This window comes from Streptomyces sp. NPDC096048 (assembly GCF_044763415.1).
Classification (GTDB): Bacteria; Actinomycetota; Actinomycetes; order Streptomycetales; family Streptomycetaceae; genus Streptomyces.
In genome coordinates this window covers 193765-215950 of sequence record NZ_JBIWGG010000012.1, presented here as the reverse complement: position 1 = coordinate 215950, position 22186 = coordinate 193765, and the positions used below count along the sequence as shown (strand labels likewise).

Annotated in this window: 20 protein-coding genes; 16 read left to right on the top strand and 4 right to left on the bottom strand. The window is 72.2% G+C overall.

Features of this window, described 5'->3' with window-relative positions; genetic code table 11:
* Positions 1–2: 2 nt before the first annotated feature.
* Both ACIQ6R_RS30915 and ACIQ6R_RS30910 read right to left on the bottom strand, forming a co-directional pair.
* Complete coding sequence (locus tag ACIQ6R_RS30915) at positions 3–782, bottom strand: alpha/beta fold hydrolase (protein ID WP_404183360.1); 780 nt, start codon at positions 780–782, stop codon at positions 3–5.
* 63 nt (positions 783–845) lie between these two features.
* Entirely contained in the window at positions 846–1187 is a 342-nt protein-coding gene (locus ACIQ6R_RS30910; protein WP_404183357.1) for a DUF427 domain-containing protein, read from the bottom strand.
* A gap of 102 nt (positions 1188–1289) precedes the next feature.
* Here ACIQ6R_RS30910 and ACIQ6R_RS30905 point away from each other — a divergent pair, with 102 nt between their 5' ends.
* From ACIQ6R_RS30905 to ACIQ6R_RS30885, 5 genes are all read left to right on the top strand, one after another.
* Positions 1290–1829, top strand: a complete 540-nt coding sequence (locus ACIQ6R_RS30905) for a TIGR00730 family Rossman fold protein (protein WP_404183354.1) — start codon at positions 1290–1292, stop codon at positions 1827–1829.
* 18 nt (positions 1830–1847) lie between these two features.
* A complete protein-coding gene (locus ACIQ6R_RS30900) occupies positions 1848–2546 on the top strand; it encodes an SDR family oxidoreductase (protein WP_404183351.1) in 699 nt (232 codons plus the stop codon).
* A 195-nt stretch (positions 2547–2741) separates the two neighbouring features.
* Complete coding sequence (locus ACIQ6R_RS30895; protein WP_404183348.1) at positions 2742–3743, top strand: methionine synthase; 1002 nt, start codon at positions 2742–2744, stop codon at positions 3741–3743.
* A gap of 15 nt (positions 3744–3758) precedes the next feature.
* Positions 3759–5954 (top strand): NAD-dependent DNA ligase LigA, encoded by a 2196-nt coding sequence (gene ligA / locus ACIQ6R_RS30890; RefSeq protein WP_404183345.1) that lies wholly within the window; start codon positions 3759–3761, stop codon positions 5952–5954.
* 259 nt (positions 5955–6213) lie between these two features.
* Entirely contained in the window at positions 6214–8442 is a 2229-nt protein-coding gene (locus tag ACIQ6R_RS30885) for a putative bifunctional diguanylate cyclase/phosphodiesterase (RefSeq protein ID WP_404183342.1), read from the top strand.
* A gap of 250 nt (positions 8443–8692) precedes the next feature.
* Here ACIQ6R_RS30885 and ACIQ6R_RS30880 read toward each other — a convergent pair whose 3' ends face one another.
* Positions 8693–9283 carry a TetR/AcrR family transcriptional regulator gene (locus ACIQ6R_RS30880; protein WP_404183339.1) on the bottom strand — a complete coding sequence of 197 codons (591 nt, stop codon included), beginning with the start codon at positions 9281–9283 and terminating at the stop codon, positions 8693–8695.
* An 85-nt stretch (positions 9284–9368) separates the two neighbouring features.
* On the opposite strand from ACIQ6R_RS30880, the gene ACIQ6R_RS30875 reads away from it, so the two are divergent.
* From ACIQ6R_RS30875 to ACIQ6R_RS30825, 11 genes are all read left to right on the top strand, one after another.
* Positions 9369–9740 (top strand): DUF4267 domain-containing protein, encoded by a 372-nt coding sequence (locus ACIQ6R_RS30875; RefSeq protein ID WP_404224863.1) that lies wholly within the window; start codon positions 9369–9371, stop codon positions 9738–9740.
* 175 nt (positions 9741–9915) lie between these two features.
* Entirely contained in the window at positions 9916–10212 is a 297-nt protein-coding gene (gene gatC / locus ACIQ6R_RS30870; protein ID WP_003973500.1) for an Asp-tRNA(Asn)/Glu-tRNA(Gln) amidotransferase subunit GatC, read from the top strand.
* A gap of 5 nt (positions 10213–10217) precedes the next feature.
* On the top strand, positions 10218–11711 hold the full coding sequence (gene gatA / locus ACIQ6R_RS30865) for an Asp-tRNA(Asn)/Glu-tRNA(Gln) amidotransferase subunit GatA (RefSeq protein ID WP_404183333.1): 1494 nt from the start codon (positions 10218–10220) through the stop codon (positions 11709–11711).
* Entirely contained in the window at positions 11708–11947 is a 240-nt protein-coding gene (locus tag ACIQ6R_RS30860; protein ID WP_361738770.1) for a hypothetical protein, read from the top strand. Before gatA ends, ACIQ6R_RS30860 begins: the two co-directional genes overlap by 4 nt.
* 15 nt (positions 11948–11962) lie before the next feature.
* Complete coding sequence (gene gatB / locus ACIQ6R_RS30855) at positions 11963–13477, top strand: Asp-tRNA(Asn)/Glu-tRNA(Gln) amidotransferase subunit GatB (RefSeq protein WP_404224861.1); 1515 nt, start codon at positions 11963–11965, stop codon at positions 13475–13477.
* Between the two features lie 272 nt (positions 13478–13749).
* Positions 13750–15996, top strand: a complete 2247-nt coding sequence (locus tag ACIQ6R_RS30850; RefSeq protein ID WP_404224859.1) for an MMPL family transporter — start codon at positions 13750–13752, stop codon at positions 15994–15996.
* Positions 15974–16558 carry a GNAT family N-acetyltransferase gene (locus tag ACIQ6R_RS30845; RefSeq protein WP_404224856.1) on the top strand — a complete coding sequence of 195 codons (585 nt, stop codon included), beginning with the start codon at positions 15974–15976 and terminating at the stop codon, positions 16556–16558. The genes ACIQ6R_RS30850 and ACIQ6R_RS30845 overlap by 23 nt, the downstream gene beginning before the upstream one ends.
* Before the next feature lie 35 nt (positions 16559–16593).
* Positions 16594–17175, top strand: coding sequence for a hypothetical protein (locus ACIQ6R_RS30840; protein WP_404224854.1), 582 nt, complete (start codon positions 16594–16596; stop codon positions 17173–17175).
* 212 nt (positions 17176–17387) lie between these two features.
* Complete coding sequence (locus ACIQ6R_RS30835) at positions 17388–17573, top strand: hypothetical protein (protein ID WP_404183318.1); 186 nt, start codon at positions 17388–17390, stop codon at positions 17571–17573.
* A gap of 113 nt (positions 17574–17686) precedes the next feature.
* Positions 17687–20776 carry an AAA family ATPase gene (locus ACIQ6R_RS30830; protein WP_404224852.1) on the top strand — a complete coding sequence of 1030 codons (3090 nt, stop codon included), beginning with the start codon at positions 17687–17689 and terminating at the stop codon, positions 20774–20776.
* Positions 20777–20813: 37 nt separating this feature from the next.
* Positions 20814–20996, top strand: coding sequence for a DUF6191 domain-containing protein (locus ACIQ6R_RS30825; protein WP_055421822.1), 183 nt, complete (start codon positions 20814–20816; stop codon positions 20994–20996).
* Positions 20997–21005: 9 nt separating this feature from the next.
* Here ACIQ6R_RS30825 and ACIQ6R_RS30820 read toward each other — a convergent pair whose 3' ends face one another.
* Entirely contained in the window at positions 21006–22178 is a 1173-nt protein-coding gene (locus ACIQ6R_RS30820) for a PQQ-dependent sugar dehydrogenase (RefSeq protein WP_404183315.1), read from the bottom strand.
* Between the last annotated feature and the right edge of the window lie 8 nt (positions 22179–22186).

Here is a 22186-nt window from a genome sequence, read left to right as displayed (position 1 = left end):
GCTCACGCCGTGAAGAACTCCGCCAGGACCGGCGCCAGTACGCCCGGCTCCACCATGTGAGTCTGGCGCTCCACAGTGCCGTACGTGCCGCCGGGGGCCGCCTCCGCGATCGCACGGGCGGCCTCGTGCCACCACGCGTCGCTCGCGCCGCCCGCCAGGGCCAGCAGGGGAGCGGTGACCGAGGCGAGCTCGGAGCGGGGCACCAGGCTGTCGCCCAGCACCGCGTCGTCGTGCGCCAGACTCGGCGCGACCGACTCCATACCGGCCCACATCGGGGACTGCCGGGCGCCCTGGATCATCTCCTCGCCCAGACCGGTGAACCGCAGGAACAGCTCCACCGCGTCCCCGCGCCGCCCCTGCCCGAGCGCCTCGGTCAGCCGCTCGCGGTACTCCGCGGCGGCCCGCGCGGCGGCGTCGTCCATGGCGTACGGCACCTCGTACACGGCCACCCGGCGCACCGGCAGCCCGCTCGCCGCCGCCCGGAGCACCAGCGCGCCGCCCGACGACACGCCGTACAGCGACGCCTCGCCGCCGACCGCCTCGATCAGCGCGGCAAGGTCCTCGATCTCGCGTTCCACCGCGTAGGGCTCCGTGTCACCGCTCGCGCCGCGGCCCCGGCGGTCGTACACGGTGACGTCGAGACGCCCCGACAGCTCCGCTGCCAGGGGCGCGACCGTGGCGCCCGTCGACATGGCGCCGCTGACGAGGATGACCGCGGGGCCCTGCCCGGTGCGTTCGTAGGCGATGCGCGTGCCGTCGCGCGAAAGGGTCTTCTTCTCCATGCCTGTGCAGACTGCCCTACGGCACGCGATTCATCGCTCAGGACACGAAGGGGTCAGGGCACCTCAGGACACCTCGACTTCGTAGAAGCAGAGGTGGTCCTTGATCTGAGCCACCTCCGGCTTCGGGTCCGGGTACGCCCAGACGACGTCCGCCGCGTCCGGCAGCGACCAGTAGGACGCGTTGCCCTTGAAGGGGCAGTGCGTGTGCGTGTCGGACGGGGTCAGCAGGTCGAGGCGTACGTCCTGGGGCGGGATGTAGTACCGCTCCGGAAGGCCCGTCTCCCGCAGCACCAGTGCCTTGTCGCTCTCCGCGAGCACCTGCCCGCCCTGGACGACGCGCACGTGCCGGTCGCTCGGCTCGACGGTGATGCGGTGTCCCTTGAGTCCTTCGAGTCCCTTGGTCACGATCGTCCTCCTAGGTGGCCGGCTCTCCTGACGGTTCTCCTGATGACAGCGCGGCCGGAAGCCCGGTTCTTCCCCGTGGGGCGCCGAACGTACCGTTGCCCCATGAAAATCTGCGTCTTCCTCTCCGCCGCCGACCTCGACGAGCGCTACACGCGCCCCGCGCGGGAGTTCGCCGAGCTGCTCGGAAAGGGCGGTCACACCCTTGTGTGGGGCGGTTCCGACGTCGGGCTGATGAAGGTGGTCGCCGACGGCGTGCAGGAGTCCGGTGGGCGGCTCCTGGGCGTCTCGGTGGACTTCCTGGCGGCCAAGGCGCGTGAGGGCGCCGACGAGATGGTCATCGCGCGGGACCTCGCCGAGCGCAAGCGGCTGCTGCTGGAGAAGGCCGACGCCGTGGTGATCATGGTGGGCGGTACCGGCACGCTGGACGAGGCGACGGAGATCCTGGAGCTGAAGAAGCACGGGCACACCGACAAGCCCGTCGTCCTGCTCAACTCGGCGGGCTTCTACGACGGACTCAAGGAGCAGTTCCGCCGCATGGAGGACGAGGGCTTCCTGCCCCGCCCCCTCGCCGAGCTGATGTTCTTCGCCGAGGAGCCGGTCGGGGCGCTGGCCTACCTGGAGGAGAGCCAGGGCATCGAATGAGTCGGCGGTGATGCGAGCATGGCGGACATGGCTACACATGTGATCACCGGAGCGGGCTCCGGCATCGGCGCGGCCGTGACCCGCCGCCTGCACGAGCGCGGCGACGAGGTCGTACTGCACGCGCGGGACGCGGGCCGGGCGAAGGAACTGGCGGCCGCGTTCCCCGGCGCCCAGACGCTGGTCGGCGACCTGGCGGACCCGGACAAGCTCTCCTGGGCCTTCTCGCACCAGACCCTGCCCGGCCGCGTGGACTCGCTGCTGCACATCGCCGGCGTGGTCGACCTCGGCCCGGTCGGCGACCTCACCCCCAAGGCCTGGCGCAACCAGCTCAACGTCAACCTGGTCGCCCCCGCCGAGCTGACGCGCCTCTTCCTGCCCCAGCTCCGCGTCGCCCAGGGCCACGTGCTCTTCGTCAACTCCGGCTCCGGCCTCAACGCCCACGCCGACTGGTCCGCCTACGCCGCCTCCAAGCACGGCCTGAAGGCCCTGGCCGACTCCCTGCGCCAGGAGGAGCACGCGAACGGCGTCCGCGTCACCTCGGTCTACCCCGGCCGCACCGCCAGCCCCATGCAGGCCAAGGTCCACCAGCAGGAGGGCAAGGAGTACGACCCCACGAAGTGGATCGACCCCGAGTCGGTCGCCACGACGATCCTGATGGCCCTGGACCTGCCCAGGGACGCGGAGGTCAACGACCTGACGGTACGCCCGGGACGGTGAGCCGCGTTCCGGAACGCCGGCCCGGTGCGCTCAGCCCGTCCGGCGTGCGAGGACGAGGCCGTCCAGGCCGAAGCGGGGGCCCGGGGGCGGCAGCCCCCGATACGGGACGGGAAGGGGCGGCGGGGGCGAATCCCGACCCGCCCCGACCGCCGACCACCCCCACTCCGCCGTCGCAGACCTGCGTACGCTTCCCCCGTGAACGACAACCCCCGCCTCGGCCCCGCCACAGGCGTCGGCTCCCTCCCGGGAACCGACGCCCGCGAGGCCGCCAAGACCAGTACCGGCACCTTCGAGGACTTCCCCTTCCTCCCCGAGCTGCCCGCCCGCGGCCCCGGCGCCGACATGATCGGCCGCACCGCCGGGATGCTCGTCGAGCTGTACGCGCGCGTGGAGCCCAGCGGATGGCGGCTCGGCGACCGGCCGGGACGGGACACCAAGCGGGCCCGGGCCTGGCTGGGGGAGGACCTCGACGCGCTGGAGGAGTTCACCCAGGACTACGAGGGACCGCTGAAGGTCCAGGCCGTCGGCCCCTGGACGCTGGCCGCCGCCCTGGAGCTCAGGAACGGCGAGGCGGTCCTGTCCGACGCCGGCGCGAGCCGCGACCTCGTCGCCTCGCTCGCCGAGGGCCTGCGCCTGCACCTCGCCGAGGTCCGGCGCCGCGTGCCCGGCGCCCGGATCGCGCTCCAGCTCGACGAGCCGTCCCTCACCGCGGTACTGCGCGGCCGGGTACGGAGCGCCAGCGGCTACCGCACCCACCGGGCCGTCGACCGCCAGGTCGTCGAGGCCGCCCTGCGCGACGTCGCCGGGGTGCACGGCGACGACCCCGTCGTGGTCCACTCCTGCGCACCGGACGTGCCGTTCGCCCTGCTGCGCCGGGCGGGCGTCGCGGGCGTCTCCTTCGACTTCTCACTCCTCACCGAGCGTGACGACGAGGCGATCGGCGAAGCGGTCGAGGGTGGCACCCGGCTGTTCGCCGGTGTCGTGCCGGGGACGGACGGCGCATTGTCAGACCCTGCCGGTAGCGTCATGGGTGTCAGGACGCTGTGGCGCAGGCTGGGGCTGCATCCGGGGCTTCTCGCGGAGGCGGTCACCGTCACGCCGACGTGCGGACTCGCGGGCGCGTCCCCCGAGTACGCCCGCCGGGCGCTCGCCCACTGCGCCCGGGCGGCGAGATCCCTCGCGGACAACCCAGAGTAACGGGAGGACCACACGGTGGCCGGCGACAAGCAAGCGGAGACGACGAGCGTGCCCGCCGAGGCGCGCGAGAAGCACGTGCAGCTCGCTGAGCAGATCGAGGAGCACCGCTTCCGGTACTACGTGAAGGACGCCCCCGTCGTCAGCGACGCGGACTTCGACCGGCTGCTGCGTTCCCTGGAGGAGCTGGAGGAGGAGTATCCGGAGCTGCGCACCCCGGACTCCCCGACCCAGAAGGTCGCCGGCTCCTACGAGACCGAGTTCACGGCCGTGGAGCACCGCTCACGCATGCTCTCCCTCGACAACACCTTCAACGACGACGAACTCGCCGCGTGGACCGAGCGGATCGCCAAGGAGCTGGGCGAGCAGGAGTACCACTTCCTGTGCGAGCTGAAGGTCGACGGACTCGCCGTCAACCTCACCTACGAGCGCGGCCGCCTCGTCCGCGCGGCCACCCGCGGCGACGGCCGCACCGGCGAGGACATCACGCCCAACGTCCGCACCATCGCCGACATCCCGGAGCGCCTCCAGGGGGACAAGGTCCCCGACCTCGTGGAGATCCGCGGCGAGGTCTACTTCCCGATGGAGAAGTTCCAGGAGCTCAACGCCCGGTTGAACGAGGCGGGGGACAAGCCCTTCGCCAACCCGCGCAACGCGGCGGCCGGTTCGCTGCGCCAGAAGGACCCGCGCGTCACCGCCACCCGCCCGCTGCACATGGTGGTCCACGGCATCGGCGTCCTGGAGGGCTTCAAGGGCATGACCCGCCTCTCCCAGGCCTACGACCTGCTGAAGACCTGGGGCCTGCCCACCTCCCCGCACAACAGGGTGGTCGACGGACTCGACGGCGTACGGGACTTCATCGCGTACTACGGCGAGAACCGGCACTCGGTGGCGCACGAGATCGACGGTGTCGTCGTCAAGCTCGACGAGATCCGCCTCCAGGGACGGCTCGGCTCCACGGCCCGCGCCCCGCGCTGGGCCATCGCGTACAAGTACGCGCCGGAGGAGGTCAACACCAAGCTCGTCGACATCAAGGTGGGCGTCGGCCGCACCGGCCGCGTCACGCCGTACGCACAGGTCGAACCGGTCACTGTGGCGGGCAGCGAGGTCGAGTTCGCCACGCTGCACAACCAGGAGGTCGTCAAGGCCAAGGGCGTGCTCATCGGCGACACCGTGGTGCTGCGCAAGGCCGGTGACGTGATCCCGGAGATCCTCGGGCCGGTCGCCGACCTGCGGGACGGCAGCGAGCGCGAGTTCGTCATGCCGGCCGAGTGCCCCGAGTGCGGGACGCCGCTCAAGGCGATGAAGGAGGGCGACATCGACCTGCGGTGCCCCAACGCCCGGAAGTGCCCGGCGCAGTTGCGGGGCCGCCTCTCCTACCTCGCCGGCCGGGAGTGCCTGGACATCGAGCACTTCGGCGACGTCGTCGCCGCGGCGCTCACCGCGCCGCTGGAACCGGCCGACCCACCGCTGGTCGACGAGGGCGACGTCTTCGACCTCACCGTCGAGAAGCTGCTGCCCATCAGGGCGTACGTCCTCGACCCGGACAGCGGGCTGCCCAAGCGCGACCCCAAGACCGGCGAGGAGAAGATCGCCACGGTCTTCGCCAACAAGGAGGGCGAACCGAAGAAGAACACCCTCGCCCTGCTGAAGCACATCGAGGAGGCCAAGTCCCGCCCGCTGGCCCGCTTCCTCAACGGGCTCTCCATCCGGTACGTGGGACCCGTCGCCGCCCAGGCCCTCGCCCGGGAGTTCCGCTCCGTCGACCGCATCGAGCAGGCCACCGAGGAGGAGCTGGCCAACACGGACGGCGTGGGCGGCACCATCGCCACCGCCGTCAAGGAGTGGTTCGCCGAGGAGTGGCACCGCGAGATCGTCCGCAAGTGGAAGGCGGCCGGAGTCCCGCTGGAGGACCGGTCGACGGGGGAGGACGAGGGGCCGCGCCCGCTCGAAGGGCTCACCGTCGTCGTCACCGGCACCCTGGAGAACTTCACCCGGGACGGGGCCAAGGACGCCCTCCAGAGCCGAGGCGCGAAAGTGACCGGATCGGTCTCCAAGAAGACGTCCTTCGTCGTGGTCGGTGACAACCCCGGGGCGAAGTACGACAAAGCCATGCAAGTGAAGGTGCCGGTTCTGAACGAGGACGGTTTCACCGTCCTGCTCGAACAAGGACCCGAAGCGGCGGCCGACGTCGCACTTTCGGCTGAGGAATAGCGGTTGAAGGCCACCCGATCGGCGCATACCAGATGCATACGGGTGGCCGGGACGCATTCGGGCAACCGTCGACGACCGGTGCCCCTGGAAGCCTTCCGCGGCCTACTGTTGAGGTGTGCGCCTGCCGTGCCCAGCCGCGGTCGGGGCATCCCCCTGCCCCCGAGGGGCAGGGAGAAGGGTTCTCCAACGCGGAGCCGTTGATGGATGTCGGGCGCCGGGCCGCGTGGCGTGGGCACCGCAGGCTGTGAGAGGGACGGGAATGGAACCGACCGAGAGCGCCGCCGCGGGCTCACGGCTGCGCCTGCGTCGCATGGTGGGCGCGTGGCACGTGAGCCGGTGGCTCGGGCAGCGCGGTGGTGGCGCACCGCCTCCCGTGGCGGCCGCCCGCGGCTCCGCGCCGCCGGCCAACCGCCGTCCCTCCGTCCTGTCCGACACCGACACCGACGGCGAACGGCACCTGCACTGGCCGGCGTTGCCCTCTGCGGTCGTCGCGGCCGCCGCCTTCGTGCTGGGCGCCGGCTTCTACCGGGCGTTCACCGACGGCCATGCCCTCTTCCCGTCCGGCATCGCCGGCTGGTCCCTCGCCGTGCTGACCGGCATCGTCGTCGGGCACCTGGTCATGCTCGGCCGCTCCCGCTGGTGGGGCGGCACCGGATCCGGCGCCGCACTCACCCTCGCCGTCCTGCTGCTGTACGGCTGGGTGCCGGCCGGCATGGTCAGCCTCACCGTCGTCGTCCTGGTCGGCATAGCCCGGCGGGGCCGCTGGCGGCAGGGCGTCCTGCACGGCGCGGTGGACATCCTCGGCATCGCCGCGGGCGCCGTGCTGCTGGGCGTCTGTGGCTCCGTACCCTCCGTGGAGAACCCCTGGGACCCCAACACCTGGGGCGTGTACGCGGTGCCGAAGGTGGTGCTCGTCGCGGTCGCCTACCTCGCCGTCACCCGCGCCCTGTTGTGGTACCTGCAGACACCGCGCGTCGGCCTGCCCACCGTCGCCCGCACCGCCCTGGTCAGACAGGGCCTGGTCGCCGTCGCCCTGCTCGGCATCGCCCCGTTGATCTGCGTGGTCGCCGTCGCCAAGCCGCTGCTGCTGCCGCTGTTCTCCATCCCGCTGATCGCCCTCGACTCCACCCTGTGGATCGCCCGCGCCCGGGCCGAGGAGCAGCTGCGCGATCCGCTCACCGGACTGCCCAACCGGCAGTGGCTCCTCGAACGGACCTGGACCGCGCTGGACGACGCCGAGCGCATCGACGCCCGCGCCGCCCTGATGCTGATCGACCTCGACCGTTTCCGGTCGGTCAACGACACACTCGGGCACCTCGCCGGCGACCGGCTGCTGCTGCAGACCGCCGACCGGCTGCGGCAGGCACTGCCGCGCGGGGCGGAGGTCGCGCGACTCGGCGGCGACGAGTTCGCCGTCTTACTGCCCGTCGCCGACTCCACCACGTCGGCGACCCGGATCGCCCGTGGCCTGGTCGTCGCGCTCAGCTCCCCGATGGACCTCGACGGACTCTCCCTCGTCCTGGAGGCCAGCGCCGGAGTCGCCGTCTTCCCCGACCACGCGCTGGACGCCGAAGGGCTGCTGCGCCGCGCGGACGTGGCGATGTACCAGGCGAAGCGGGACCGCACGGGCGTCGAGGTCTACGAGTCCAAGCGGGACTCCAACACCCCCGACCGCCTCGGGCTGCTGGGCGACCTGCGCCGGGCCCTGGACGCCCACGAGGTGCAGCTGCACTACCAGCCCAAGGTCCGCTTCGACGGACAGGTCGCGGGCCTGGAGGCCCTGGTCCGCTGGGTGCACCCCGAGCGCGGCAAGGTACCGCCGGACGAGTTCATAGCGATCGCCGAGTCCTCCGGGCTGATGCCCCACCTCACCGAGTACGTGCTGGAGACGGCGCTCGGACAGGTGGCCCGCTGGCGCTCCCAGGGCCTGTTCGTGCCGGTCGCGGTCAACGTCTCCCCGCGCGACGTCCACACCCCCGGCTTCGCGGGCGCGGTGGCCGCCCGGCTGGCCCGGCACGGCGTCCCCGCGGGAGCGCTCCAACTGGAGATCACGGAGCACGTCCTCCTGGAGGACCCTCAGCGTGCCGCCGACACCCTCAACGCGCTGACCGGGCACGGCGTGAAGATGTCCCTGGACGACTTCGGCACCGGCTACTCCTCCCTCGTCCACCTGCGCCGGCTCCCGGTCAGCGAGCTCAAGATCGACCGCTCGTTCGTGGCCCGGCTCGCCGTCGACACCGAGGACGCCGAGATCGTGCGGTGCACCGTCGACCTCGCGCACTCCCTCGGCCTGCTCGTCGTCGCCGAGGGCGTGGAGGACGACGAGACCTGGGAGCGTCTGCGCGACCTCGGCTGCGACGCCGTACAGGGCTGGCTGGTCGCGGCCGCGATGCCGCCCGAGGAGACCACCGCCTGGCTGCTCGCCCGGGGATCCCGGGGCTGGGTGCGGGCCGCCGCCGCACTGCCCGCGGCGGCGACCGACGAGTGACCCGACCGCCGCGCGGCAGGCGCGACGCGTGTGCCTGCCCGTAGGAGGCGCCTGTCGTCGGCTGTCCGGCGGAGGCGACGCGGGTGGCGCGGAGGTGGCGCGGAGGCGTCTCCCGGCCGTTCCGGGCCGTGCGGTTCCCGGCGCCGTGCCGTGCCGTTCCGGGCCGTGCCGTCCCCGGCCGTGCGGTTCCCGGTGCTCTGCCGTCCCCGGCCGTGCCGCTCCCGGCGCCGTGCCGCGCCCGCCGTACCGCTCAGCGCACGCTGTCCCCCGGCGCGAAGCGCTCGATCAGCAGGGCGAGTCGCTGGTCGTGGGCCTGCTCCGGTAGCCGGCCGCTGCGCATCAGGGTCACCAGCCCGTGCAGGCCCGCCCAGAACGTCTCCGTGAGCAGCGCCGGGTCCTCACCCTCGGCGGCGAAGGGCTCGACGGCCCTCAGCAGCTCGGCGAACGCCTCCTGGAGGGCCGCCGGGGCCTCGGGCGTGGCGAACGGCAGGTCCACCCGGTGCGTGAACATCGCGTCGTAGAGCGCGGGACGCCGCCGCCCGAAGTCGGTGTACGCCCTCCCGACCGCTGCCAGCGTCTCGCGCGCGCCCTCGGCCGCCGCGGTCGACGCCCGCAGTTCCGCCGTGAACTCCTCGCAGCCCCGCACCGCGACCGCCGCCATGATCGCGTCCTTGCCCTTGAAGTGGCTGTACAGGACCGGCTGGCTGTACTCGATCTCGGCGGCCAGCCGACGGGTGGTGACCGCGTCCCAGCCCTCCGCCTCGGCCAGGTCCCGCGCGGCCGTCACGATCAGCCGCTCGCGTTCCGCTCGTTCGCGCTCCCGGCGCGTCTGGATCGTCATGGCTGCGATTCTAGCAACGCTAGCCATCCTGTCGGCGCTCTGCTAGCGTCGCCATTGTTCCTAGCGCTGCTAGCGAGGAGAGATCGTGACCGTTACCGCCTACGCCCTGGCCATCGGGCTCAACCTGTTCTGCGTGTTCCTCGGTTACCGCTTCCTGTTCCGGCCCGGACCCGCCGCCACCGGCTACGGGGTCCCGGCCGACCCCGCCGGTGACGCCGGCGCCTACTTGACGATCAAGGGCCTGAGGGACGGGACCTTCGGTCTGGTGGGCCTGGCCCTGCTGGCCTTCGCCGGTGCCCGCGCCGAGGCCTGGTTCATGCTCTGCGTGGCCGTCGTGCCGCTCGGCGACATGCTCATAGTGCTGCGCCACGGGGGCGCGAAGGCCGTGGCCTTCGGCATCCACTTCGCCACCGCGGTCGTCGTCCTGATCACTGCCGGACTGCTCTTCGCGGTCTGAGCGCGGCCCTGTCGTCGCCCTCCCGCGCGGCACCGCCCGGGACCGCGCGGTGCCGCGGACCGGCCCCGGGGGAAACCGTTTAACGGCCACGGGGCGCGGCCCCATAGGATTGGCCCGAACCGACTTGCCCAAGCCGATTCGCCCAAACCACACACTCACCCCAGAGGAACGCCGCATGCCTGGCATCACGCGCGAGGAGGTCGCCCACCTCGCCCGGCTGGCGCGTCTGGAGCTGAAGCCCGAAGAGCTCGAGCACTTCGCGGGACAGCTGGACGACATCATCGGCGCGGTCGCCCGCGTCAGCGAGGTCGCCGACCAAGACGTACCGCCGACCTCGCACCCGCTCCCGCTGACGAACGTCATGCGGCCGGACGAGGTCCGTCCGTCGCTCACGCCCGAGCAGGCGCTCTCCGGCGCCCCGGCCCAGGAGCAGCAGCGTTTCAAGGTGCCGCAGATCCTGGGGGAGGAGTAACCGCCATGAGCGACATCATCAAGCTCACCGCGGCCGAGATCGCCGCGAAGATCGCCTCCGGCGAGCTGACGGCCGTCGAGGTCACCGAGGCGCACCTGGCCCGCATCGAGGCCGTCGACGAGAAGGTGCACGCCTTCCTGCACGTCGACCGCGAGGGCGCCCTGGCCCAGGCCCGTGCCGTCGACGAGAAGCGGGAGCGCGGCGAGAAGCTCGGCCCGCTGGCCGGCGTCCCGCTCGCGCTCAAGGACATCTTCACCACCGAGGGCATCCCCACGACCGTCGGATCGAAGATCCTCGAGGGCTGGATCCCGCCGTACGACGCGACCGTCACCCAGCGTCTGAAGGCCGCCGACGTCGTCATCCTCGGCAAGACCAACATGGACGAGTTCGCCATGGGGTCGTCGACGGAGAACAGCGCCTACGGCCCGACCGGCAACCCCTGGGACCTCACCAAGATCCCCGGCGGCTCCGGCGGCGGCTCGTCCGCCGCGCTCGCGGCCTTCCAGGCCCCGCTCGCCATCGGCACCGACACCGGCGGCTCCATCCGCCAGCCCGCGTCCGTCACCGGCACGGTGGGCGTCAAGCCGACCTACGGCGGCGTCTCCCGCTACGGCATGGTGGCCTTCTCCTCCTCCCTCGACCAGGGCGGCCCCTGCGCCCGTACGGTCCTGGACGCGGCCCTGCTGCACGAGGTGATCGCCGGGCACGACCCGATGGACTCCACCTCCATCGACGCCCCGGTCCCGGCGGTCGTCGAGGCCGCCCGCAACGGCTCCGTCGCCGGCATGCGCGTCGGCGTCGTCAAGCAGTTCCGCGGCGAGGGCTACCAGGCCGGCGTCATCCAGCGCTTCGACGAGTCCGTCGAACTGCTGAAGGAGCTGGGCGCGGAGATCGTCGAGCTGGACTGCCCGTCCTTCGACCTCGCGCTGTCGGCGTACTACCTGATCGCGCCCTCCGAGTGCTCCTCCAACCTCGCCCGCTTCGACGGCCTGCGCTACGGCCTGCGTACCGGCGACGACGGGACGCACTCCGCCGAGGAGGTCACCTCCCTGACCCGCGAGGCCGGCTTCGGTCCCGAGGTCAAGCGCCGCATCATGCTCGGCACGTACGCCCTCAGCTCGGGCTACTACGACGCGTACTACGGCAGCGCCCAGAAGGTCCGCACCCTCATCACGCGGGACTTCGAGAAGGCCTTCGAGCAGGTCGACGTGATCGTCTCCCCGACGACCCCGACCACCGCCTTCGCGATCGGCGAGCGTGCCGACGACCCGATGGCGATGTACCTGGCCGACCTGTGCACCATCCCCACCAACCTGGCGGGCAACGCGGCCATGTCGCTGCCCTGCGGCCTCGCGCCCGAGGACAACCTGCCGGTGGGTCTGCAGATCATCGCCCCCGCCATGAAGGACGACCGGCTGTACAAGGTCGGCGCGGCCGTGGAGGCTGCCTTCGTGGAAAAGTGGGGCCACCCGCTGATCGAGGAGGCACCGTCGCTGTGAGCGCACTGTCCAAGGCCAAGGGCTTCAAGAGCTCCAAGTCCGGCCTGTACGTCTCGATGGCCACGTCGGCGTTCGGCGCCGTCGGGGTCTACAAGCAGATCAAGAAGGCCCGCGGCGAGAGCGACACGCTGCGGCTGCTCGACGCCGTCGTGACCGGAGCAGCGGTCGTCACCAACCTCGCCATCCTCTACCGCGAGCTGAAGCGCCTGGGCGACGACGACGTCCTGCTGGGCTGAGAGGGAAGTTTCACCGTGACCACCACGACCGACCTGGTGTCGTACGAGGACGCGCTGGCGTCGTACGACCCCGTCATGGGCCTCGAGGTCCATGTCGAACTCGGCACCCGGACCAAGATGTTCTGCGGCTGTTCGACCGCACTGGGCGCCGACCCCAACACCCAGACCTGCCCCGTCTGCCTCGGCATGCCCGGCGCGCTCCCGGTCGTCAACGCGACCGGCGTCGAGTCGGCGATCAGGATCGGTCTCGCGCTGAACTGCGAGATCGCCGAGTGGTGCCGCTTCGCCCGGAAGAACTACTTCTATCCGGACATGCCGAAGAACTTCCAGACCTCCCAGTACGACGAGCCGATCGCCTTCGACGGCTACCTCGACGTGCAGCTGGAGGACGGGGAGACCTTCCGCGTCCAGATCGAGCGCGCCCACATGGAGGAGGACACCGGCAAGTCGCTGCACGTCGGTGGCGCCACGGGCCGTATCCACGGTGCCTCGCACTCCCTCCTCGACTACAACCGCGCCGGCATCCCGCTCATCGAGATCGTCACCAAGCCGATCGAGGGAGCGGGCGAGCGGGCCCCCGAGGTCGCGCGGGCCTACGTCCGTGAACTGCGCGAACTCATCCGTGCCCTCGGCGTGTCCGAGGCCCGCATGGAGATGGGGCAGATGCGCTGCGACGTGAACCTGTCGCTGCGCCCGCACGGCCGGGAGAAGTTCGGCACCCGCAGCGAGACCAAGAACGTCAACTCGCTGCGCTCCGTGGAGCGCGCCGCCCGCTTCGAGATCCAGCGGCACGCCGCCGTGCTGAACGACGGCGGCACGATCATCCAGGAGACCCGCCACTTCCACGAGGACACGGGGTCCACGACCTCGGGACGCGTGAAGGAGGAGGCCGAGGACTACCGGTACTTCCCGGAGCCCGACCTGGTGCCGGTCGCCCCCTCGCGCGAGTGGGTCGAGGAGATCCGGTCCGCCCTGCCCGAGCTGCCGCTGGTGCGCCGCAACCGGCTCCGCGAGGAGTGGGGCATCTCCGGCAACGACATGCAGTCGATCCTCAACGCCGGCGCGCTGGACCCGATCGTGGCCACGATCGACGCCGGTGCCGACGCGGCCTCCGCCCGCAAGTGGTGGATGGGCGAGCTGGCCCGCAGCGCCAACGAGTCGGGCAAGGCGCTCGACGAGCTGGCGATCACGCCGGAGCAGGTCGCGCGGGTCGCCGAGCTGGTCACGAAGGGCGACCTGAACGACAAGCTGGCCCGTCAGGTCATCCTGGGCGTCCTCGCCGGTGAGGGCACGCCGGACGAGGTCGTCGACAAGCGCGGCCTGAAGGTCGTCTCCGACGAGGGGGCGCTGACCACCGCCGTCGACGAGGCCATCGCCGGCAACCAGGGCGTCGTGGACAAGATCCGCGGCGGCAAGGTGGCCGCGGTCGGCGCCCTGGTCGGCGCGGTCATGAAGGCGACCCGGGGCCAGGCGGACGCGGCCCGCGTCAAGGAGCTGATCCTGGAGAGGCTGGGCGTCAGCGAGGGCTGAGCCACCCGGCATCGCTTGTTCTGAGGGGTCGCACCCGGTCGGGTGCGACCCCTCAGGCGTTCGGCTACGAATCACCCGTAGGGAACAACGCGTTCATCCGATCGTCCTGCGCATCGCCTTCGCCTCTGTGAATAAGCCCACTAAATCCGCAAACGATCAATTCTGGCTGAAAGAGTGGCTCCGCATCACTCATGCGTTCTTTGCGGGCCGTTCAGTTCATGAACAACTGTTCCCGGACAAAGATCCACAAACAGACACTCGGGAGCACGTTCGTGGCAGCCCTCGCACGCTGGTGTGTCCAACGCCGCCTCGTCGCCGTCCTGCTCTGGCTCCTCGCCTTCGGCGGGGTCGCCACGGCCGCCGTGGTCACCGGCTCCGCGTACTCCAACGACTACGGAGTCCCCGGCACCGACTCCGACCGTGCCTCCCGGCTGCTCGCCTCCGGCTTCCCCGGCCTCGGCGGCGACAGCGACACGATCGTCTGGCACACGACGGCCGACACCGTCCGCGCCACCGACGTCGAACAGACCATGACCCGCACCCTGGACCGCATCGCGGACCTGCCCGGGGTGGCCTCGGTGACCAACCCGTACGACGACCCCGACTCGCCCATGATCAGCGAGAACGCCCACACCGCGTACGCCTCGGTCACCTTCGAGGAGGCCTCCCAGGACATCGACGCCGCCGAGGCGCGGGCCGTGGTCGACACCGCCAAGGCGGCCGGGACCGACGGGCTCCAGGTCGAACTGGGCGGCGGCGCCGTCGCGCTCACCGAGGCGCCGGAAGGTCATCTGGCCGAGGCGCTCGGCGTGGCCGTGGCCGCGGTCGTCCTCTTCCTCGCCTTCGGCTCCCTCGCCGCCGCCGTGCTGCCCATCGCCACCGCACTGGTCTCCGTCGGCACCGCCTATGCCGGTATCACCCTGCTCGGCCACGCCATGACCGTCGCCGACTTCGCGCCCATGCTGGGCACCCTCATCGGACTCGGCGTCGGCATCGACTACGCGCTGTTCATCGTCACCAGGCACCGGCGCGGCCTGAAACGGGGGCTCACCGTCGCCGAGGCCGCCGAGAACGCCGTCGCGACCACGGGACGCGCGGTCGTCTTCGCGGGTGCCACCGTTTGCATCGCCCTGCTGGGCATGCTGATCCTCCGGCTGAGCTTCCTCAACGGCGTCGCCATCGCCGCCTCGCTGACCGTCGTCCTCACCGTCGCGGCGTCCGTGACCCTGCTGCCCGCCCTGCTGTCGTACATCGGCCCGCGCGCCCTGAGCCGGCGCGAGCGGCGCCGGCTCGCGGAGCACGGGCCCGAACCCGAGCTGCCCACCGGGTTCGCCGCCCGCTGGTCGGCGTTCGTGGAGCGTCACCCCAAGCTGCTGGGCGCCGTCGCCCTCGTCGTCGTCACCGTCCTCGCGCTGCCCACCCTCGGACTGCGCCTCGGCACCTCGGACCAGGGCAACGACCCCAAGGGCAGCACCACCCGTCAGGCCTACGACCTCCTCGCCGAGGGCTTCGGACCCGGCGTGAACGGCCCCCTCACCCTGGTCACCGAGGTCGGCGGTGCCGAGGACCGGCTCGCCCTGGACAACCTCGGCGCCTCCCTGCGCACCACCGAGGGCGTCTCCTCGGTGACACCGGTGACGTACAACTCCGGTGGCGACACCGCGTACCTCGCCGTCGTACCCGAGTCGGCCCCGCAGTCCCGGACCACCAGCGACCTCGTCGAGCGGCTGCGTTCCGAGGTGCTGCCGCGTGCCGAGGCCGGCACCGCGCTCGACGTGCACGTCGGCGGCGTCACGGCCGGCCACGACGACTTCGCCGACGTCATCGTCGGCAAGCTGCCCCTCTTCGTCGGCGTCGTCATCAGCCTGGGCTGCCTGCTGCTCCTGCTGGCCTTCCGCTCCGTCGGCATCCCCCTCAAAGCGGCCGCGATGAACGTCGCGGCCGTGGCCGCCTCGTTCGGCATCGTCGTGGCGATCTTCCAGTGGGGCTGGGGGAGCGAACTGCTCGGCCTCGGCAGCGCCGGCCCGATCGAACCCTTCCTGCCCGTGATCATGGTGTCGGTCCTCTTCGGACTCTCCATGGACTACCAGGTCTTCCTGGTCAGCCGGATGTACGAGGAGTGGCTGGAGACCGGCGACAACCGCCGGGCCGTGCGCGTCGGCCTGGCCGAGACCAGCCGGGTGATCAACTCCGCCGCGGTCATCATGATCTCGGTCTTCCTCGCCTTCGTCCTCAGCGGCGACCGCGTGATCGCCATGTTCGGCATCGCGCTCGCCGCCGCCGTCGCCCTGGACGCCTTCGTCCTGCGTACCCTTCTGGTGCCCGCCCTGATGCACATGCTCGGCAGCGCCAACTGGTGGCTGCCGCGCCGGCTGGACAAGCTCCTGCCGCGCATCAGCATCGAGCCTCCCGAGTGCCGCGCCGCCCATGAGAGGCTGGCCGCGGCGACGGACGCCGAGGTGGCGGACGTCCTTGCGGAGGAGGAGCGGCAGCGGGATGTACGCGATATCACTGGGTGACGACGGAGCCGAACTGCGCCCCCTGGAGACGTGGCACGCCGAGGAGTTCCTGGCCCACCTGGACCGGGGCAGGGACTTCATCACACAGCACATCCCCTTCGGGACGAAGGCCACCGACACCGACTCCGCGCGGCAGCTGATCCAGTCCTACGCCGACCGGCGCGCCGCCGACAGCGGCTTCCTGCACGGGTTGTGGCTGGACGGCAAGCTCGTCGGCGGCCTGCTCTTCCGGGTCTTCGACGCGGCCACCGGCGTCTGCGAGATCGGCTGCTGGCTGGAGCCCGCCGGCACGGGGCGCGGCCTCGTCGCACGCGGCGCCCGGGTCCTGATCGACTGGGCTTTCGACGAGCGCGGCATGCACCGCGTGGAGTGGCGCGCGTCCTCCGCCAACACCCCGAGTGTCAACGCCGCCCGGCGACTCGGCATGATGCGTGAGGGCGTGCTTCGCGAGACCTTTCCCTACCGGGGTGTCCGTCAGGACACGGAGGTGTGGGCGGTGCTCGCGCCCGAGTGGCGTGCGGCACGTGAGGCACGCGCGCGTGCCGCTCACAAGGATCATTAAGGGACCTCTCAGACAGCGTCCGTACGGTGCGAGACATGGGAACGAAGACAGTGGACGAGACCGGCGTGAAGACCGACCTGCACAAGACGGACGAGGCGACGGAGGCTCCCGTGACCGCCGAGGCCGAGACCCCGGACGGAGCGGACGCCACGACGGACGACGCCACGACGGACGCCGAGGCGGCGGACCACGCCGACTCCGCCTCCACCGGGAACGAGGGCCCCACCGGCGTCGGCCAGGGCGCGGGCGCCGTCGTCTCCGCCGGGCTCGGCATCGTCTCGCTGACCGGCAGCTGGGTCGGCACCGTGGCCTCCGCCCGCGAGTCGCTGATCGGCCAGCTGGAGACGTCCTCGTCCTCCGACGTCGGCATGCTGATCGAGAAGGGCTACGGCGACGCCTGGCACGCCACCGCGCTGTGGGGCGGACTGTTCGCCCTGGTCGCGCTGATCGTCGGCGTCGTGGTCCTGGCCCGTCCCGCGTTCGGCGCTCCCGGCCGCCCGCAGGCCCCGTGGATCAAGTCGGTCGCCTGGGCGGGCGTCGCCCTCGGCGTCATCGGTCTGCTCCTCGCCGTCCTGAAGTACACGGACGTCCTGCTCGGGCTGCCGTCCACCGGCTGACCAAGCCCTCTGAGGGGTCTTAGGGAATCAGCGCGCCCACGGCGCACGCCCTAAGACCCCTCACGCATGTCTAAGGCCCCATCCCCCGCCGAAGATGCGGAACTTACCCGATGTGGCGCACCCCCCTGGGAGACGAAGGTTGAGGCATCGCAAGCGAGCGAAACCGAAACCGAGGCCGGAACCGGCTCTCACCGAGGGACACGAGGGACACCATGTTCGAGTACGAGATCCAGCAGACCCGTTCCGCCGAACTGATCCGCCGCGCCGATCAGGCCCGGCTGGCCCGCGAGGCCGTCCGCGCCCGTCGCGCCGCCCGCCGGGACGCGGCCAGGAACACCACCGAGGCGGAGAGCCATAGCTTCCGCTTCCGCCGGCACCGGTTCACCCGGGCCGCGTGAACGGAGTGAGCGGGGGGACCGGGGAGGGCGGCCGTGCGGCCGCCCTCCCCGCCGCCGTCGCGACCGCCGGCCCCCTCGCGAAAACCGATGCCCCACTGTCCGACCCGCGTGCGATGCTCGCTTCCGTGGAGACCAGGTCCGTCAGTCCCGTGTTCGTCGGCCGTGCCGGCGAACTGGACACGTTGCAGGACGCGCTCGTGCGCGCCGACGCCGCCGAGCCGCAGGCGCTGCTGCTCGGCGGCGAGGCAGGAGTCGGCAAGACCCGCCTCGTCGAGGAGTTCGCCACCGCCGCACGCGGGCAGGACGCCGTCGTCGCGCTGGGCGGCTGCGTCGAGATAGGCGCCGACGGCCTGCCCTTCGCGCCCTTCTCCACGGCGCTGCGCGCCCTGCGCCGCCAACTGCCCGGCGAGTTGGCCGCCGCCGCCTCCGGCCAGGAGGAGGAACTGGCCCGGCTGCTGCCCGAACTGGGCGAGGGCACCCCGGGCGGCGGCAGCGGCCGTCACGACGAGGAGAGCATGGCCCGCCTCTTCGAACTCACCGCCCGCCTGCTGGAACGCGTCGCCGTCCGGCACACCGTCGTCCTCGTCCTGGAGGACCTGCACTGGGCCGACGCCTCCACCCGCCACCTGATCGCCTACCTCGTCCGCACCCTGCGCACCGGCCGCCTCGTCGTCCTGGCCACCTACCGGTCCGACGACATCCACCGCCGCCATCCGCTGCGCCCCCTGCTCGCCGAACTCGACCGGCTGCGCACCGTCCGCCGCCTCGAACTCGGCCGCTTCACCCGCGACGAGGTGGGCCGCCAGATCGCCGGCATCCTCGCCCGCGAACCCGACCCGCTCCGGGTCGACGAGATCTTCGAACGCTCCGACGGCAACGCCTTCTTCGTCGAGGAACTCGCCGTCGCCGCCCACGAGGGCTGCCGCACCGGCCTCACCGACTCCCTGCGCGACCTGCTCCTGGTCCGCGTCGAAGCCCTGTCCGAGAGCGCGCAGCGGATCGCCCGGATCGTCGCCGAGGGCGGCTCCACCGTCGAGTACCGACTGCTCGCCGCCGTCGCCCGGCTCGCCGAGGACGACCTCATCGAGGCACTGCGGGCCGCCGTGAACGCCAACATCCTGCTCCCCGCGCCCGACGGCGACGGCTACCGCTTCCGTCACTCCCTGGTCCGCGAGGCCGTCGCCGACGACCTGCTCCCCGGCGAGCGCTCCCGCCTCAACCGCCGATACGCCGAAGCCCTCGACGCCGATCCGACGCTGGTGCCCGCCGCCGAGCGGGTGATGCGCCTGGCCAGCTACTGGTACCACGCCCACGACCCCGCCAAGGCCCTGCCCGCCGTACTGGACGCCTCGGTCGAGGCCCGCCGCCGGCACGCCTACTCCGAGCAGCTCCGGCTGCTGGAGCGTGCGATGGAGCTGTGGGACGCCGCCCCCGACGAGGTACGCGCCACCCTGCGCCCCGTCGACTACACCGAGGTCTACCCTCCCTGCGGCTGCGACCCCGCCACCAAGCCCCTGCGCTACCTGGACCTGATGGCCGAGGCCGCCGTCGCCGGGCGGCTGTGCGGGGAGCGCGAGCGCGCCATGAAGATCACCAAGCGGGCGCTGCGCCTGCTGGAGGACGAGCAGGAGGCGGGCGCCGGGGCGAACGCGAGCGGCCGGGACCCGCAGCGCGCCGCCTGGTTCTGGACGCAGCGTTCGCTGCTGGTCCAGGCACAGGGCCGCGGCGACGGCTGGCGGGAGCTCGGCATCGCCCAGGAGCTGGTCCGCGGCCTGCCGCCCTCCGAGGTGCACGCCGAGGTGCTGTCCATGGCCGCCAACTGGTCGATGCTCCACAACCCCGGCCCCGACGCGGTGACCGCCGCCGAGCGGGCCGTCGAGTACGCGCGCATGGTCGGCGCCGACGACATCGAGCTCAACGCCCGGCTCACCCTGGGCGGCCTGATGGTCGACGCGGGGCACATCGAGGCAGGGCTCGCGGAGATGTACCAGGTGAGAGACCTGGTGGTGGCGCAGGGACGGGCCGCCGCGGTGGCCCGCAGCCACGTCAACCTGCCCTCCGTGCTGGAGAGCGTCGGCCGCTCCGAGGAGGCGCTCGGCATCCTGCGCGAAGGGGTGGAACTCACCCGGCGCATGGGCCTGCTGGAGTCCGAGGCCTACGTGTGGGGCAATCTCGCCGAGTCGTCCATCTCGCTGGGCCGCTGGGACGAGGCGGTCGAGGCCGCGGTGCTGTCCGGCGCCCCGGGCCGCAGCGCCGCACCACGCGCCGGAGCCGCCCTGAGGCGAGCCACCGTGGCCCTCGCCCGAGGCGAAACGGCGGAGGCCGCCGCCCGGATCGCCGAGGCCCGCGCCGCCTACGGCACCCACGACACCATGCCGCAGTACCGGCTGCCGCTGGCCGCCCTCACGGTCGCCCTCGCCGCCGCCGAGGGGCGCATCCTCGACGCGCGCGCCGAACTCGGCCGGGCCCTGGACGACGGCTTCCCACCCGGCACCCAGCGCTACGGCTGGCCCCTGCTGCTGTTCGCGGCCGAGGCCGAGGCCGACGCCCGCGCGCTGCCGGCCGCTGAGGAGGGCCGCGCCGAGATCCTCGATCGGCTCACCGAGACCGCCAAGTCCCTCACCACGGGCGCACCGGTCTGGATCGCCCACGAGAAGTGGGTCCGCGCCGAACTCCACCGGGCCGAGGGCCGCGACACCCCCGAGGCCTGGTCGGAGGCGGTCACCGCCTTCGAGTGCCTGGAGCGGCCCTACGAACTCGCCCGCGTCCGGCACCGGCTGGCCGGCGCCCTGCTGGAGACCGGCGGCGAGGACGAGCGCGCCCGCGCCACGGAACTGCTCCGCCTGGCCCGCACGGTCGCCGACCACCTCGGCGCCCGCCCGCTGGCCGACGCGGTCGGCCTGCTCGCCCAGCGAGCCCGCCTTCCCCTCGGCCGCACCCCCGGAGCCGGCGCCGCCCCCGCCGACCCGGCCGAGGCCCTGGGCCTCACCAGCCGGGAACGCGACGTGCTGCGCCTGGTCTCCGACGGCCGCACCAACCGCCAGATAGCGGAGGAACTCTTCATCTCCCCGAAGACGGCCAGCGTCCACGTCTCCAACATCCTGGCCAAGCTCGGAGTCTCCGGCCGGGGCGAGGCGGCGGCGGTGGCCCACCGGCTGGCGCTGTTCCCGGCCGGACGGCTCACGTCCCGTTCCGCGGAGTGAGGCTTAGGCTGGAGAGACGCCGACCGACGGAGGCTCCGTGTTCAACGCATTCGAGGAACTGTTCTCCCCCGGCCGCAAACACACCCGCGACGAGCAGAACCGTCTGGAACTGACCCGCGAGGACGTCGGCGACGGCGATCCCGGCCACGGCCCGATAGACCTCACCTCGGGCAAGGTCGTCGTCCACCTGCCGCGCCCCGCGGAGGCGGCGGAGGAGTGACGGCGCCGGCTACGTCACCCGCAGCTCCAGGATCCGGTCGTCGCCCTCCTTCGCGTCGCCCCGGCCGTCCGTGTTGCTGGTCATGAGCCACAGCTTGTCGCCGCCCGCCGAGGCCACCGTGCGCAGCCGCCCGTACTCGCCCTCCAGGAACGCCTGCGGATCGGCCGCGGTCTCCGTGCCCTTCAGCGGGACCCGCCACAGACGCTCACCGCGCAGGCCCGCCATCCACACCGAACCCTCGGCGAAGGCGATGCCGCTCGGGGACGCCTCGTCGGTGCTCCACTGGGCGAGCGGATCGTGGAACCCGGAGCCGCCGCTCCTGCCCTCGGCCTCGGGCCAGCCGTAGTTGTCGCCCGGCTTGATCGCGTTCAGCTCGTCCCAGGTGTCCTGACCGAACTCCGAGGCGAACAGCCGCTGCTCGTCGTCCCAGGCCAGCCCCTGCACGTTCCGGTGGCCGTACGAGTACACCACGGAGTCGGGGAAGGGGTTGCCGGGCGCCGGGTCGCCGTCCGGCGTCATGCGCAGGATCTTGCCGCCGAGGGACTCCTTGTCCTGGGACAGCCCCGTGTCACCGCTCTCGCCCGTGCCCGCGTAGAGCATCTTGTCGGGGCCGAAGGCGATCCGGCCGCCGTTGTGGACGACCCCCTTGGGGATGCCGCGGAACACCGTGTCCGGCGCGCCCAGCTGCTCACCGGACGGCTTCTTCTCGTCGTACCGCATGCGGACGATGCGGTTGTCGGAGGCCGAGGTGAAGTACGCGTAGATCATCCGGTCCGAGGCGTAGTCGGGGGAGAGGGCGATGCCGAGGAGGCCGCCCTCGCCGGACGGAGCCACCCCGGGCACCTCACCCAGCTCGGTCTTCTCGCCCGTCTTCTCGTCGACCCGCGTGACCGTGGCCTCGTCACGGGAGGAGACCAGCAGCCCACCGCCCGGCAGCGGAGCCAGACCCCAGGGGCTCTCCAGCCCCGTGGTGACGGTACGGACCACCTTCACGGAACCCTTCGCGGGCGGCGCCTCCTCGGCGGCCGCCGAGCCCGGGGGCGACGACTGCGCCGCCGTACTGCTCGGGGAGGCGCTCGCGTCCGCGCCCGACGGGTCCCCGTCGCCGGAGGAGCAGCCCGCCGTCAGCAGCAGGGCGGCGGTGGCCAACACGGCCGTCACGGCTCGACGTTGCACGATCATGGTCCCTT